Below are 14,610 nucleotides of genomic sequence, written 5' to 3'. Positions count from 1 at the left end.
ACGAGGATCACGAGGACCCGCCATGACACAAGCCCTCCTGCGGGAGATCATCGACTACGCGAACCGCGCGAACCCGTATCCGCTGTACGAGGAGCTCCGCAAGACCCCGGTGTCCCACGACGGCGACGGCCCGTACGTGGTCAGCACGTACTACGAGATCCAGAGCCTCCTGCACGACCCGCGGATCAGCTCCGACGCGAAGAACCTCAAGTCCACCGGGGACGACCCGCTGGGCCAGGCCGAGGACGAGGGGACCGGGACGGCCCTGCCGCCGTCCTTCCTCAAGCTCGACCCGCCGGACCACGACCGGCTGCGGCGGATGACGAACCGGCCCTTCGGCCCGCCCCACAGCCCCCACCGGGTGCACGACATGCGCGACGAACTCGGCGGCCTCGTCACCGGGCTCATCGACTCGATCTCCGAGAGGGGCAACCTGGACCGGGTCGACCTGGTCGACCAGTTCGCCTACCCCTTCCCGGTCACGGTCATCTGCCGGCTGCTCGGCGTGCCCCACGAGGACGAGCCGAAGTTCCACGTCTGGGCGGAGACCCTCGCCGCGAGCCTGGACCCCGACCCGGACGCCGACCCCACCGAGCACGGCAAGGGCGCCATGGACGCCCGCATGGAACTGGGCATGTACCTGGCCGGGTTGATCGAGGAGCGCCGCAAGAACCCGGGCACCGACATGCTGTCCCAGCTGGCGACCGACGACGGCCCGGACGGGTCGATGACCACCATGGAGGCGCTCAGCACCTCCGCGCTGCTGCTGATCGCGGGCCACGAGACCACGGTCAACCTGATCACCAACGGGATGCTGACCCTGCTGCGCCACCCGGACGTCCTCAAGAGGCTCCGCGAGGACCCCGGTCTGTCCGTCCCCATCGTCGAGGAGCTGCTGCGGTACGAGCCGCCCGTGCAGCTGCTCCCCCAGCGCACCACCCTCTCCGACATCGAGGTCGCCGGCGTCATGATCCCCAAGGGCGCCTCCCTGTGGCTGATCCTGGCCTCCGGGAACCGTGACCCGAAGCGGTTCGAGAACCCCGACCGCTTCGACCCCGACCGCAAGGACATCCAGCACCTCGGCCTCGGCAGCGGCATCCACAGCTGCTTCGGGGCTCCGCTGGCCCGGCAGGAGGCGCAGCTCGCGCTGAGCGAGCTGGCCCGCCGGCTGGAGAACCCTCGGCTGCTGGAGGACCCGCCGCCCTACCGGCAGAACGCGGTCCTGCGCGGCCCGCGCCACCTGCCGATCGCCTGCGACGGCATCCGTCCCTAGGTCGGGTCCGGCGGGAGGACGACGACCTCGGACGGGGTGAAGGTGACCGCGACCCGGTCCCCCACGGCCGGCGCCCCGGCCAGTGCGCACTCCGCCTCCAGCTGCGGCCCGGCCCCGGGCCTCAGCCGCAGCGCGACGTGCGTGCCGCGGAAGGTGCGGGACACCACCTCGCACCGCAGGCCGGCCGCGCAGAGCACCACCCCGGCCGGGCGGATCAGCAGCCGCTGCTCCCCCTCGGGGGATCCCTCCGGGACCGCCACCCTGCCCCACGGGGTCCCGGCCGCCGTGCCCGAGACCACGGCCGGGACGACGTTCTCGAAGCCGAGGAACCGCGCCACGAACTCCGAGGCGGGCCGCTGCCACACCTCCAGCGGGGTCCCGGCCTGCGCGATCCCGCCGTCCCTCATCACGACGACCCTGTCGGCCAACGCGAAGGCCTCCCCCTGGTCGTGGGTGACGGCGAGCACCGTCGTGCCCAGCCCGGAGAACAGCTCCCGCAGTTCCACCACGAGCCGCTCCCGCAGCCCGCGGTCCAGCTGTCCCAGCGGTTCGTCGAGCATCAGCAGCCGGGGCGACGGCGCCAAGGCCCGGGCCAGCGCGACCCGTTGCTGCTCGCCGCCCGACAGGGAGGCCACCGCCCGGCCCTGGGCCCCGGGGAGCCCGACCAGTTCGAGCAGGTCCGCGACCCGGGACGCGTGGGAGGCGCGCGCGCCGCCGCGCATCCGCAGGCCGAAGGAGACGTTCGCGCCGACGTCCCGGTGCGGGAAGAGCTGGTGGTCCTGGAACATCAGGCCCACGCCCCGCCGGTGCACGGGCACGTCGGACTGGTCGTCCCCGCCCAGCAACACCCGGCCCTCGGACACCTGCTGGAGTCCGGCGACGACCCGCAGCAGGGTGGACTTGCCGCTTCCGCTCGGCCCCAGCACGCATACGATCTCGTGCTCGGCGACCTCCAGGTCCACGGAGTCGACGACCGCGCGCTCGCCGAAGCGGACCGACACCCCTTCCAGCTGAAGCAGTGTCATCAGAACTCCCCGGAGGTCTTGTCGGGTCGCAGTCGCTCCAGCACCAGCAGGGACACTGCGCACACCAGCATCAGGATCGTGCTCAGGGCCATCGCCTGCCCGTAGTTCATCTCGCCGGCCCGCCCCAGCAGCCGCGCCACGGCCACCGGCAGCGTCGGCCGGTCCGCCCGCGCGATGAACACGGTCGCGCCGAACTCGCCCAGCGAGACGGCGAAGGCGAACCCGGCCGCGATCAGCAGCGCCCGCCGCACCAGCGGCAGGTCCACCTCCCGCCAGGCCCGCAGCGGCGACGCGCCGAGCACGGCGGCCGCCTCCCGCAGCCGCCCGTCGACCGCGCGCAGCACCGGCAGCATGGTCCGTACGACGAAGGGCACGCCCACCAGCGCCTGGGCCAGCGGCACCAGGATCCACGAGGTCCGCAGGTCCAGCGGCGGCTCGTCCAGGGTGATCAGGAAGCCGAAGCCCACCGTCACGGCGGACACCCCGAGGGGCAGCATCAGCAGCGCGTCGAAGCCGCGTACGAAGCGGCCCGCGCGCCGGGTCAGCGCGGCGGCCGCGAGTCCCCCGACGAACAGGGCGATCGCGGTGGCGGCGAGCGCGTACCGCAGCGAGTTCCAGATCGCCTCCAGCGGCGGCACCAGGAAGGTCCCGCCGCCGGCGCCCGCGTCCTGGAGGGCGCGGTAGAAGCCGAGGCCGTATCCGCCGGGGGTGTCGAAGGACCGCTCGACCAGCACGCCCAGCGGGAGCACGATCAGCAGCGCCACGGTCAGCAGCACCGCGCCCAGCAGTGTGCGCTGCGCCCAGCCGCGGGGCCGGTGCGTGGTCCGGCCCGGGTCCACCAGCCGCAGCGCGGTCTCGCGCCGCCGCACGGTCCGGGCGTGCACGGCGAGGATCCCGCCGATCGCGGCGAACTGCACCATGGTCAGCACGGCGGCCGTCGACAGGTCCAGGAGCTGCGCGGTCTGCCGGTAGACCTCCACCTCCAGGGTGGAGTAGGCGGGCCCGCCCAGGATCAGGACGACGCCGAAGGAGCTGAAGGTGAACAGGAAGACCATCAGCGAGGCCGCGGCCACCGACGGGGCCAGCGCGGGCAGGGTCACGCGCCGCCAGGCGGCGAACCGCCCTGCGCCCAGCACCCGGGCGGCCTCCTCCTGGCGCGGATCGAGCTGGGCCCACAGCCCGCCGACGGTACGGACGACGACCGCGTAGTTGAAGAAGACGTGCGCGAGGAGGATCGCCCAGACGGTGGTGTCGAGCCGGACCCCCATCGTTTCGTCCATCAGCCCGCCGCGCCCCAGCAGTGCGAGGAAGGCGGTGCCGACGACCACGGTCGGCAGCACGAAGGGAACGGTCACCACGGCCCGCAGCAGCTGCTTGCCGGGGAACTCGAAGCGCGCGAAGACGTACGCGCCGGGGAGTGCGATCAGCAGCGTGAGCACGGTGGAGGCGAGCGCCTGCCAGGTGGTGAACCACAGCACGCCGGCGATGTCGGGCCGGGTCAGCACCTCGCCGATCCGGCCGAACTGCCAGCCCTCGTCGGTCTTGACGCCGCGGCCGACGATCGCGGCGACGGGGTAGGCGAAGAACAGCCCGAAGAAGGCCAGGGGCACGGCCATGAGGGCGAGCCGTACGGCCGTCGCCCGGCCGCCCTCCCGGGGGCCGGGGCCCGGCGCGGCGCCCCCCGACGCCGCGCCCGACCCTTTGGCACCGCCTACTTCACGACGAGCGAGGTCCATGCCTTGACCCACTGCTCACGGTTCTTGGCGATGGTCTCGGGAGCCACGCTCTCGGGCTTCTCGACCACCACTCCGTGCTTCGTGAACAGCTCCGGCAGGGCGGCGTCCTTCGTGACCGGGTTCACGAACATCTGGAGCGGCATGTCCTCCTGGAACTTCTTGCTGATCAGGAAGTCCAGCAGGGCCTTGCCGCCCGCCTCGTTCTTCGCTCCCTTGAGCAGGCCCGCGAACTCGACCTGGCGGAAGCAGGTGCCGGTGGCGACGCCCGTCGGGGCCTCGGCCGGCTGCGGCTCGCCGTACAGCACCTCGACCGGCGGGCTGGAGGCGTAGGAGACGACCAGCGGGCGGTCGCCCTTGGCCTTCTTGCCGCCCGCGGAGCCGGAGAACCGCTCGTTGTAGGCCTGCTCCCAGCCGTCGACGACCTCGACGCCGTTGGCCTTGAGCTTGCTCCAGTAGTCCTTCCAGCCGTCCTCGCCGTACTTGCCGACGGAGGCGAGCAGGAAGCCGAGGCCGGGCGAGGAGGTCGCGGCGTTCTCGGTGACCAGCAGGTTCTTGTACTCGGGCTTGACCAGGTCGTCCAGCGTCTGCGGCGGGGCGATCTTCTTGTCGGCGAAGTAGGCCTTGTCGTAGTTGACGCAGATGTCGCCGGAGTCGATCGGGGTGACCCGGTGCTCCTTGTCGAGCACGTACTCCGGCTTGACCGTGTCCAGGCCCTTGGCCTCGTACGCCGTGAAGATGCCGTTGTCGAGGGCGCGCGAGAGCAGGGTGTTGTCCACGCCGAAGAACACGTCGCCGCGCGGGGAGCCCTTGGTGAGGATCTCCTGGTTCAGGGCGGCGCCGGCGTCGCCGGACTTGAGCACCTTGACGGTGTAGCCGCTCTGCTGCTCGAACTCCTTCAGGACCGTGTCGGTCACGTTGAAGGAGTCGTGGGAGACGAGCGTGACGGTCTTGTCGGTCGTGCCGGCGGACTTGCCGCCGGAGTCGCCGGAGTCGCCGCACGCGCTCAGCGTGGTCACGCCCAGCGCGGCCGCGAGCGCGGCGCCCGCGATCTTCTTGGTGGTGCTCACTGGTGAATTCCTCCTGGGATGTCCAGGAGAAGACGCGGCCCTGCCCGGCGCTCTGTGGGAGCGGACGCCGGGCAGGGCGCAACAGCTTGAGTGGTGACCGAACTTCCTACCCCGAATGACCGGGGCGAGGTTCAGAGGGTCTGCGGATGACGGATACCGCACTCTCAGCGCTGTGGCGCTCCCCTGTCGGAATATGAAATTGGTTCGGCCACAGGGTACCCCGTGGCCGAATAGGGCCTCCGCTGACCGGAACCTAGCGCTCCGAGGCCGCGAGCTGGCCGCACGCGCCGTCGATCTCCTGGCCGCGGGTGTCCCGTACGGTCACGGGTACGCCGTGGCGGGCGATGGCCTCGACGAAGGCCTTCTCGTCCTCGGGCCGCGAGGCGGTCCACTTCGAGCCGGGCGTGGGGTTCAGCGGGATCAGGTTGACGTGGACGCGCTTGCCCTTGAGCAGCTTGCCCAGCAGGTCGCCACGCCAGGCCTGGTCGTTGATGTTGCGGATCAGGGCGTACTCGATGGAGATCCGGCGGCCGGACTTCTCCGCGTACTCCCAGGCCGCGCCGAGCACCTCGCGGACGTTCCAGCGGGTGTTCACCGGGACCAGCGTGTCGCGCAGCTCGTCGTCGGGCGCGTGCAGCGAGACGGCGAGACGGCACTTGAAGCCCTCGTCGGCGAACCGCAGCATGGCCGGGACCAGGCCGACGGTGGAGACGGTGATGCCGCGCTGCGACAGGCCCAGGCCGTCGGGCTCGGGGTCGGTGAGCCGGCGGATGGCGCCGACCACGCGGTTGTAGTTGGCGAGCGGCTCGCCCATGCCCATGAAGACGATGTTCGACAGCCGTGCCGGGCCGCCGGGGACCTCGCCGTCGCGCAGCGCGCGCATGCCGTCGACGATCTGGTGCACGATCTCGGCGGTGGACAGGTTGCGGTCGAGGCCGGCCTGCCCGGTGGCGCAGAACGGGCAGTTCATGCCGCAGCCGGCCTGCGAGGAGATGCACATGGTGACCCGGTCGGGGTAGCGCATCAGCACGGACTCGACGAGCGTGCCGTCGTGCAGCTTCCACAGGGTCTTGCGGGTGGTGTCGTCGTCGCACGAGATGTGCCGGATGACGCTCATCAGGTCCGGCAGCAGCTCCTGCTGGAGCTTCTCCCGCGAGGCCGCCGGGATGTCGGTCCACTCGGCCGGGTCGTGGGCGTAGCGCGCGAAGTAGTGCTGGGAGAGCTGCTTGGCCCGGAACGGCTTCTCGCCGATCGCGGCGACCGCCTCGCGGCGCTCGGCCGGGGTCATGTCGGCGAGGTGCCGGGGCGGCTTCTTGGCCCCGCGAGGGGCGACGAAGGTGAGCTCTCCCGGAACGGGGCGGGCCATGGCAGGTACTCCTTGTAAGACGAAAGGCGCGCCGCAGAAGCAGCGCGCCCTCCAAGAGTAACCGCCCGGCGTGTCACACCGCCTTTTCGCAGGTCAGCCGGGGTCCGCGAAGGCGTCGGCAGGAGGGCTCAGCCCGTACCCACGAAGGCCGCCAGCAGCAGCCACACCACCGGGGCGGTCGGCAGCAGCGAATCGAGCCGGTCCATGATGCCGCCGTGGCCCGGAAGGAGGGTGCCCATGTCCTTGATGCCCAGGTCCCGCTTGATCATGGATTCGCCCAGGTCGCCCAGGGTGGCGCTGACCGCGACCGCGAGGCCGAGCAGGAGGCCCTGCCACCAGACGCCGCCGTCGATCAGGAACTCCATGCACAGCGCGCCGGCCGCCATCGCGAAGGCCACCGCGCCGAAGAGCCCCTCGCGGGTCTTTCCGGGGCTGATGCGCGGCGCGAGCTTGGTCTTCCCGAAGCGCCAGCCGACCGCGTAGGCCCCGGTGTCGCTGACCACGGTCAGGAGCAGGAAGGTGATCACGCGCTGGGGGCCGTCGTCGGCGGTGAGCAGCATCGCGACGAAGGTGGCCAGGAAGGGCACGTAAAACGCCGCGAAGGCGCCCGCCGTGACGTCCTTGAGGTAGTCCTCGGGTGGTTCGGTCATCCGCCACACCAGGACCGCCAGCACGGTCAGGGCCATGGCGACCCAGGCGCCCTCGGCCCCCCGGACGTACCCGGCGATGACCATGGCGGCGCCGCCGACCGCGAGCGGGACCAGCGGGGCCTTGATGCCCTTCTTCTCCTGGAGCCGGGAGGTGAGCTCCCACAGGCCCACGACGACCGCGACGACGATGACGCCGACGAAGACCGCCTTGACGATCAGCAGCGAGGCGAAGATCACCGCGCCGAGACCGACGCCGACCCCTATGGCGGCGCGCAGATCCCGGCCCGCGCGCTTCTTCGGCGGCGGCGAGGCGTCCTGCGGCTGCGGGGCATGCGGAGGCGGAGGGCTGGGCATGGGCTCCTGCGGCGGCGTATCGGCGCGGAAGAGGGGGCCGCCGTCCGGGGCGGCCCCCCGATCGCGTGCTTCCCGGTCGTCGAAGTCACGGCCGGCGGCATCGGGCACGATGGGCATGGGCCGAGTGTGCGGGCCCACCTGCGCATCGTATGCGGGACCCGCCGGAACCGGCTCCGGCTGCCAGGAAGTGTCGTTCATCAGACTTCGAGGAGCTCGGCTTCCTTGTGCTTGAGGAGCTCGTCCACCTGCGCGACGTACTTCGCGGTGGTGTCGTCGAGCTCCTTCTCCGCGCGACGGACCTCGTCCTCGCCGGCTTCCTTGTCCTTGACGAGCTTGTCGAGGGCGTCCTTCGCCTTGCGGCGCACGGCGCGGATCGAGACCTTGGAGTCCTCGGCCTTGGTGCGGGCGACCTTGATGTACTCCTTGCGCCGGTCCTGCGTCAGCTCGGGGAAGGTCACCCGGATGATGCTGCCGTCGTTGCTCGGGTTGACGCCGAGGTCGGAGTCGCGGATGGCCTGCTCGATGTTGCGCAGGGCGCTCTTGTCGAACGGGGTCACGATCGCCATGCGCGGCTCGGGCACCGAGAAGGAGGCGAGCTGGTTGATGGGCGTGATGGCGCCGTAGTAGTCCGCCACGATCTTGTTGAACATCGCCGGGTGCGCACGGCCGGTGCGAATCGCGGCGAAGTCTTCCTTGGCGACGACGACGGCCTTTTCCATCTTCTCCTCGGCCTCGAGGAGGATCTCTTCGGTCACCACGTGCTCCTGCATGTCTTGAATGGATGGTTCAGGCGGGCGGGGCCGGCGGGGCCGGTCCGGGCTCGGTCCGGCAGCGGACCGCTCAGACCCGGGTTTCCTGGTCGCTGACGAGCGTGCCGATCTTCTCACCCTTGACGGCGCGGGCGATATTGCCCTCGGCGAGCAGCTCGAACACGAGGATCGGCAGCTTGTTGTCGCGGCAGAGCGTGATCGCGGTGGCGTCGGCGACCTTGAGGTCGCGGGAGAGGACCTCGCTGTACTCCAGCGCGTCGAACTTGACCGCGTCCGGGTTCTTCTTCGGGTCGGAGTCGTAGACCCCGTCGACGCCGTTCTTGCCCATGAGCAGGGCTTCGGCGTCGATCTCCAGGGCACGCTGGGCGGCCGTGGTGTCGGTGGAGAAGTACGGCATGCCCATGCCCGCGCCGAAGATGACGACGCGGCCCTTCTCCAGGTGGCGCACGGCACGCAGCGGGATGTACGGCTCCGCGACCTGGCCCATGGTGATGGCGGTCTGCACGCGGGAGTCGATGCCCTCCTTCTCCAGGAAGTCCTGGAGCGCGAGGCAGTTCATGACGGTGCCGAGCATGCCCATGTAGTCGGACCGTGCCCGGTCCATGCCGCGCTGCTGGAGTTCGGCGCCGCGGAAGAAGTTGCCGCCGCCGATCACGACGGCGATCTCCGCGCCGTCGCGGACCACCGCGGCGATCTCACGCGCGATGGCGTGGACGACGTCGGGATCGACGCCCAGTCCTCCGCCACCGGAGAAGGCCTCGCCCGACAGCTTCAGCATGAAGCGGCGGCCCTTCTTGTCCTGGTCGCTCTTGTCGTCGGATGCGGTGTGGGGGTCCACGCCCTGATTCATGGAGATCTCCTCGTGCACATACGAAGAAGGCCATTGCCGGTGGGTCCTTGCGGTTCCCTCTACGGCAATGGCCTCCTCGTCAGATCTGCGGTCGCCTCGCGCAAGCGCGGACGACTGCTTCAGACCCTACCGGGGTCCGGTGTCCGTCGCGTACGGACGGACTCAGATGCCGACCTTGATGCGGGTGAAGCGCTTCAGGGTGACACCGGCCTCGTCCAGAACCTTCTGGACGGACTTCTTGTTGTCCAGGGCGTACGCCTGGCCGAGCAGCGTGGCGTCCTTGAAGAAGCCGTTGACGCGACCCTCGACGATCTTCGCGATGGCGGCCTCGGGCTTGCCCTCCGCGCGGGTGACCTCTTCGGCGATGCGACGCTCGGACTCGACCTTCTCGGCCGGGACGTCCTCGGCGGACAGCCACTGCGGGGCGAACGCGGCGATGTGCTGCGCGACGCCGCGGGCGACCTCGGCGTTCTCCTTGTCGAGCTCGACCAGGACGCCGATCTGGAACGGCAGGTCGGGCATCGTGCGGTGCATGTACGCCGTCACGTAGCCGCCGTTGAACTGCGCGAAGCGGTCCAGGACGATCTTCTCGCCGAGGTTGGCGTTGGCCTCGTCGACGAAAGCGGTGACGGTCTTGCCGGGCTCGATCTCGGACGCGAGGAGCGCCTCGATGTCGGCCGGGGAGGTGGCGGCCACGTGGGCGGCCAGCTGGTTGGCGACGGCCAGGAACTTCTCGCCCTTGGCGACGAAGTCGGTCTCACACTTCAGCTCGACGATGACACCGGAGGTGTTGTCGTCGGCGATGAGGGAGACGACCGCACCGTTCTCGGCAGAACGGCCCTCGCGCTTGGCGACGCCCTTCTGACCCTTGATGCGGAGCGCTTCCTGGGCCTTGTCGACGTCGCCGTCGGCGTCCACGAGCGCGTTCTTGCAGTCCAGCATGCCGGCGCCGGTGAGCTCGCGGAGCTTCTTGACGTCAGCGGCGGTGTAGTTCGCCATGAGTCTGTGATTCTCTCTCGAAGTCGTAGATCTACGGGTGAACGGCGGAGGTGCCGCGCTCGTGGCGCGGCTCCCCCGCCGTCATCGTCCGTGCTGTGAGTGCCCGGCGTGTGAACACCGGGCGCTCTCAGTGGGTCAGGCCTGCTCGGCGTCGGCGGCCGGGGCCTCAGCCTCGGCGGCCGGGGCGGCCTCGGCGTCGTCGGCCTTCTTGTCACCCTCGAGCAGGTCGCGCTCCCACTCGGCGAGCGGCTCGGCGGCGGCCTTCTCGCCCGGCTTCGAGTCGCCGGTCGCAGCGCCGGAGCGGGCGATGAGGCCCTCGGCGACGGCGTCGGCGATCACGCGGGTGAGCAGGGTGACGGAACGGATCGCGTCGTCGTTGCCCGGGATCTTGTAGTCGACCTCGTCGGGGTCACAGTTGGTGTCGAGGATCGCGACGACCGGGATGTGCAGCTTGCGCGCCTCACCGACGGCGATGTGCTCCTTCTTGGTGTCGACGATCCAGACGGCGCTGGGAACCTTCGACATCTCGCGGATACCACCGAGGGTCTTCTCCAGCTTGGTCTTCTCGCGGGAGAGGACCAGGAGCTCCTTCTTGGTGAGACCCGAGGCGGCGACGTCCTCGAAGTCGATCGCCTCAAGCTCCTTCAGACGCTGGAGGCGCTTGTAGACGGTGGAGAAGTTGGTGAGCATGCCACCCAGCCACCGCTGGTTGACGTACGGCATACCAACGCGCGTCGCCTGCTCGGCGATGGCCTCCTGGGCCTGCTTCTTGGTACCGACGAACATGATGGAGCCACCGTGCGCGACGGTCTCCTTCACGAACTCGTAGGCGCGGTCGATGTACGACAGCGACTGCAGCAGGTCGATGATGTAGATGCCGTTGCGCTCCGTGAAGATGAAGCGCTTCATCTTCGGGTTCCAACGACGGGTCTGGTGACCGAAGTGGACGCCGCTTTCCAGCAGCTCCCGCATCGTGACGACGGCCATGGCCATCTCCTTGGTTTCTCGGTTTTGGTTCCTGACGCCCCATCGCGCCCTGCCCCATGAGGGACCGAGAGACGCTGCCACCTGGCCGTTTCGGGCTGGTGCTGGGGCGTGCGAAGTCGACCCGGTGACCCGGATCGCCACAAGAAGTGTACGGGACCCGGCGGTATGCCGGGTGACGCCGTTGTCCACAGTGCCCGGACCGTCCACAGGCCCGCCCCCGGCCGCGGGCGGGCGCGGGACGCTACGGCCCATGACGACCTTGCTGCTCAGCCTGTTCCTCGCCCTGGCCCAGGCGGTCCTTCCGGGAACCGCCCCCGGGCCCGTACCCGGCGTCCGCCCGCTGCCCGCGCCGCTGAGGGTGGTCCGCTGGTGGGACCCGCCGCCGACGCCGTACGCGGCCGGGCACCGCGGTGTGGACCTGTCCGCCCCGGTGGGCGCGGAGCTCCGCGCGGTCGGGCCCGGGCAGGTCCACTACGCCGGGCTGGTCGCGGGCCGCGGGGTGCTCTCCCTGACCCTCTCGAACGGCCTGCGCACGACCTACGAACCGGTCCGCCCGCTGGTCACGGAAGGCGAGCAGGTCACGGCGGGCCAGGTCGTGGCGGTCCTGACGGAGGGCTCCCACTGTCCGCAGCCCTGCCTCCACTGGGGCCTCCTGTCGGGCGAGACGTACCTCAACCCGCTCAGCCTCGTCCCCCGACCGACCCCGCGCCTCCTGCCGGATCCGGCTCCCACCGGCGCCACGGGCACTCCCGGCCCGGCCGGCGTCCGAGGCGGTCTTTCGGCCCCGCCGACGTGCGGGCCGTGGGGGCCGGGGGCGGAGCCCCACGGTTTCGGGGCGGAGCCCCGGGGGCCTCAGCCGCGCACGCCCCGCAGCGCCATGGTCACGGCCGCCTCCGTCACCACGGCGGGATCCTCGGCGGCCCCGAGCTCGATCCGCCGGACGGCGGCGTCCACCACGCCCTGGAGGAGCATCGCCGCGAGCCGGGGCTCCTGCTGCCCGAGGGCGGCCAGCGCCTCGACGATCATCGCGACCAGACCGCCGTGCGCCGCACGGATCTTCTCCCGCGCCCCGGCGTCCAGCTCGCTCGCGGAGATGGCCACCACCGCCCGGTGCCGCCTGTCCCCCACCAGCCCCAACTGGCTCCGCACGTAGGCCTCGATCTTCGCCTCAGGCGACGGGGCCTGCTCCATCGCCGCCTCGATCTCGGCGGCCCACACGGGGAAGTCCACCGTGCACAGCTCTTCGACGACGGCCGCGCGGGACCGGAAGTACTCGTACACGGAGGACCGGGCGAGCCCGGTCCGCTCCGCCAGGGCGGGGAAGGTCAGCGCTTCCGTCCCGCCTTCGGACAGCAGGGAACGCGCGGCGTCCAAGAGGGCGCCTCGCTGCATCGACCGGTGCTCGGCCACGGAGGCCGCTCGAATCCTGGGCACGCGTCCACTCTACGGAGGTGTCGCAAGCTCACCGCCCTACATCCGCCAACTTCGCGCGCAGCTGGAGAACGGACTTGGTGTGGATCTGGCTGACCCGGCTCTCGGTGACGCCCAGCACGTTCCCGATCTCGGCGAGCGTGAGGCCCTCGTAGTAGTAGAGGGTCACCACGGTCTTCTCCCGCTCGGGCAGCGTGTTGATGGCCCGCGCCAGCAGGCGCCGCAGTTCGCGGTCCTCCGCCACCTCGACCGGGTTGTCGGCGGCGGTGTCCTCCAGGGTGTCCATCAGCGAGAGGCGGTCGCCGCCCTCGCCGCCGACGTGCAGCAGTTCCTCCAGCGCGACCACGTTCGCGAGGGACAACTGGCTGAAGACGGTGTGCAGGTCCTCCACCCCGATGCCCATCTCCGCGGCGACCTCGGTCTCCGTCGGGGTGCGCCGCAGCTGCGCCTCCAGCGTGGCGTAGGCCCGCTCCACGGCCCGCGCCTTCTGCCGGACCGAGCGGGGGATCCAGTCCAGGGCCCGCAGTTCGTCGATCATGGCGCCGCGGATCCGGGTGATCGCGTACGTCTCGAACTTGATCGACCTGTCGATGTCGAACTTCTCGATGGCGTCGATCAGTCCGAAGACGCCGGAGGAGACGAAGTCGGCCTGCTCCACATTGGGCGGCAGCCCCACGCTGACGCGGCCGGCGACGTACTTCACCAGCGGCGAGTAGTGCAGGATCAATTGCTCCCGCAGCCGCTCGTCACCCGATTCCTTGTACGAGCGCCACAGCACCTCCAGGGACGAGGGCGCGGTGGACCGCACGCTGCCACGGGCAGCGGGGGGCACCGCAGCGCGGTCGGACCCTGAGGTGTGCTGGGGCATGCTTCGCCTTTGCCGGAGCCGGATTCCTTGGGAGCGTAGCGTGACGGAAGTGTCGCGGTGCGCGAAGAGTACGGGATGGCGCGGGGGCACAGACGCGCCCCGGCTCGCACCGGCCGCCCGGGACCGGCGCCGTGCGCACGCTCCCGGCAGCTGCCATCGGGAAGACCGCGTCTCTCATCGGTTTCACTCTTTCACCGGAACTCCCCAGGTCAACGACCGCCTCGCCGGGTGGACCGGGTTTGTGTGTCCCCTTCAGCCGTTTGTCTGCTCAACTGCCAGCCGTCGCCCTGCCGTTCGACGAACCCCAGAGAGTGAAGTTCGTACAGTCTGCCGATGACTTCATCGGTGCCGGTGCCGGAGGCAAGTGCCAGCTCCGCCGCGTCGGCCGGGCGTCCGGCCGGCAGCGCTTCGAGCACCCGGGCGGTGTCGCGGTCCAGCAGGTCCCGGGCGAGCACCGGTCCGCGCCGCTCGGGAGCCAGCTCCCCCATGGCGCCCACCAGTTCGACGACCTCTGCCGCGTCGGTGACGAGCGCGGCCTCGCCCCGCAGCAGTTCGTGCACCCCGGCCGAGAGCGCGCTGGTGGCGGGCCCCGGGATGCCCATCGTGATCCGCCCCAGCTGCTGGGCCCGCCGAGCGGTGACGAGGGCACCGCTGCGGTGGGCGGCCTCCACGACGACCGTCCCCCGCGTGAGGGCGGCGATGACCCGGTTGCGCAGCACGAACCGGCTGGGGGTCGGGTGGCTGCCGGGCGGCAGCTCCCCGAGGATCAGCCCCTGGCCGGAGATCCGGTCGAGCAGCCCGGAGTGTCCGCGGGGGTAGGCGACGTCCACCCCGCAGGCCAGTACCGCCGCGGTCGCGCCGCCCGGGGCGAGGGCCCCCCGGTGGGCGGCGCCGTCGATGCCGAACGCGGCCCCGGAGACCACGACCCAGCCCCGCTCGGCGAGCCCGGCGGCCAGGGTCTGGGCCATGTGCGCGCCGTACGGCGTGCAGGCCCGGGCCCCGACCACGGCGACCGAACGCAGCGCCCACGTCCGCAGGTTCGGCCGGCCCCGCAGCCACAGCCCGACGGGGCGGGCGTCGCCGAGGTCGTCGAGCTGGGTCGGCCACTCCGCTTCTGGGGACAGTTTCAGCGTGTTGCCTCAGCCTGACATGTGGACCCTAGCAGCGGTTGCCCAAGTAGTGCCGGCACCTGCTGGCAGCCCGACACCCCTATATAAGGAGAGGGGACAAGCTA

The 14,610-nt window shown here is 70.9% G+C and carries 12 protein-coding genes, 2 pseudogenes and 1 riboswitch; of the genes and pseudogenes, 2 read left to right on the top strand and 12 right to left on the bottom strand.

The genetic code is table 11. The annotated features are described in order from the left end of the window. The first annotated feature begins 22 nt into the window (after positions 1-22). Complete coding sequence (locus tag ACFYP3_RS01640) at positions 23-1,273, top strand: cytochrome P450 (RefSeq protein WP_388824993.1); 1,251 nt, start codon at positions 23-25, stop codon at positions 1,271-1,273. On the opposite strand, the gene ACFYP3_RS01635 is transcribed toward ACFYP3_RS01640, so the two are convergent. The 9 genes from ACFYP3_RS01635 to rpsB all read right to left on the bottom strand — a co-directional run bounded on the left by ACFYP3_RS01635 (position 1,270) and on the right by rpsB (position 11,077). Beyond that, the gene (locus tag ACFYP3_RS01635) at positions 1,270-2,298 is read right to left on the bottom strand and encodes an ABC transporter ATP-binding protein (RefSeq protein WP_388824990.1); all 1,029 of its coding nucleotides are present in this window, start codon (positions 2,296-2,298) and stop codon (positions 1,270-1,272) included. The genes ACFYP3_RS01640 and ACFYP3_RS01635 overlap by 4 nt on opposite strands. Beyond that, entirely contained in the window at positions 2,298-3,914 is a 1,617-nt protein-coding gene (locus ACFYP3_RS01630; protein ID WP_388825240.1) for an ABC transporter permease, read from the bottom strand. The genes ACFYP3_RS01635 and ACFYP3_RS01630 overlap by 1 nt, the downstream gene beginning before the upstream one ends. 95 nt (positions 3,915-4,009) lie before the next feature. Further along, positions 4,010-5,101 (bottom strand): thiamine ABC transporter substrate binding subunit, encoded by a 1,092-nt coding sequence (locus ACFYP3_RS01625; protein ID WP_388824987.1) that lies wholly within the window; start codon positions 5,099-5,101, stop codon positions 4,010-4,012. Between the two features lie 85 nt (positions 5,102-5,186). After that, a riboswitch (TPP riboswitch) is annotated at positions 5,187-5,296 on the bottom strand. A 58-nt stretch (positions 5,297-5,354) separates the two neighbouring features. Beyond that, the gene (gene rlmN, locus ACFYP3_RS01620) at positions 5,355-6,467 is read right to left on the bottom strand and encodes a 23S rRNA (adenine(2503)-C(2))-methyltransferase RlmN (protein ID WP_388824984.1); all 1,113 of its coding nucleotides are present in this window, start codon (positions 6,465-6,467) and stop codon (positions 5,355-5,357) included. A 128-nt stretch (positions 6,468-6,595) separates the two neighbouring features. After that, entirely contained in the window at positions 6,596-7,669 is a 1,074-nt protein-coding gene (locus ACFYP3_RS01615; protein WP_388824981.1) for a phosphatidate cytidylyltransferase, read from the bottom strand. Beyond that, positions 7,669-8,226, bottom strand: a complete 558-nt coding sequence (frr, locus tag ACFYP3_RS01610) for a ribosome recycling factor (protein WP_031144133.1) — start codon at positions 8,224-8,226, stop codon at positions 7,669-7,671. The genes ACFYP3_RS01615 and frr overlap by 1 nt, the downstream gene beginning before the upstream one ends. Before the next feature lie 85 nt (positions 8,227-8,311). Next, on the bottom strand, positions 8,312-9,091 hold the full coding sequence (gene pyrH, locus ACFYP3_RS01605; protein ID WP_052872354.1) for a UMP kinase: 780 nt from the start codon (positions 9,089-9,091) through the stop codon (positions 8,312-8,314). A 162-nt stretch (positions 9,092-9,253) separates the two neighbouring features. Continuing rightward, positions 9,254-10,090 (bottom strand): translation elongation factor Ts, encoded by an 837-nt coding sequence (tsf, locus tag ACFYP3_RS01600; RefSeq protein ID WP_030708563.1) that lies wholly within the window; start codon positions 10,088-10,090, stop codon positions 9,254-9,256. Positions 10,091-10,225: 135 nt separating this feature from the next. After that, the gene (gene rpsB, locus ACFYP3_RS01595; RefSeq protein WP_388824977.1) at positions 10,226-11,077 is read right to left on the bottom strand and encodes a 30S ribosomal protein S2; all 852 of its coding nucleotides are present in this window, start codon (positions 11,075-11,077) and stop codon (positions 10,226-10,228) included. On the opposite strand from rpsB, the pseudogene ACFYP3_RS01590 reads away from it, so the two are divergent. Continuing rightward, positions 11,076-11,696, top strand: a pseudogene (locus tag ACFYP3_RS01590) (M23 family metallopeptidase); the annotation flags it as partial. The gene rpsB and the pseudogene ACFYP3_RS01590 overlap by 2 nt on opposite strands. A 233-nt stretch (positions 11,697-11,929) precedes the next feature. Here the strand turns inward: ACFYP3_RS01590 and ACFYP3_RS01585 are convergent. The 3 genes and pseudogenes from ACFYP3_RS01585 to dprA form a co-directional block, all read right to left on the bottom strand. Next, positions 11,930-12,487 (bottom strand): TetR/AcrR family transcriptional regulator, encoded by a 558-nt coding sequence (locus tag ACFYP3_RS01585; protein ID WP_388825237.1) that lies wholly within the window; start codon positions 12,485-12,487, stop codon positions 11,930-11,932. Between the two features lie 52 nt (positions 12,488-12,539). After that, complete coding sequence (gene whiG / locus ACFYP3_RS01580; RefSeq protein WP_388824974.1) at positions 12,540-13,376, bottom strand: RNA polymerase sigma factor WhiG; 837 nt, start codon at positions 13,374-13,376, stop codon at positions 12,540-12,542. 209 nt (positions 13,377-13,585) lie between these two features. Next, positions 13,586-14,491, bottom strand: a pseudogene (gene dprA / locus ACFYP3_RS01575) (DNA-processing protein DprA); the annotation flags it as partial. Positions 14,492-14,610 lie beyond the last annotated feature (119 nt).

The organism is Streptomyces sp. NPDC005533, from assembly GCF_042871845.1.
Classification (GTDB): domain Bacteria; phylum Actinomycetota; class Actinomycetes; order Streptomycetales; family Streptomycetaceae; genus Streptomyces.
This window is presented reverse-complemented; position numbering and strand designations above follow the sequence as displayed.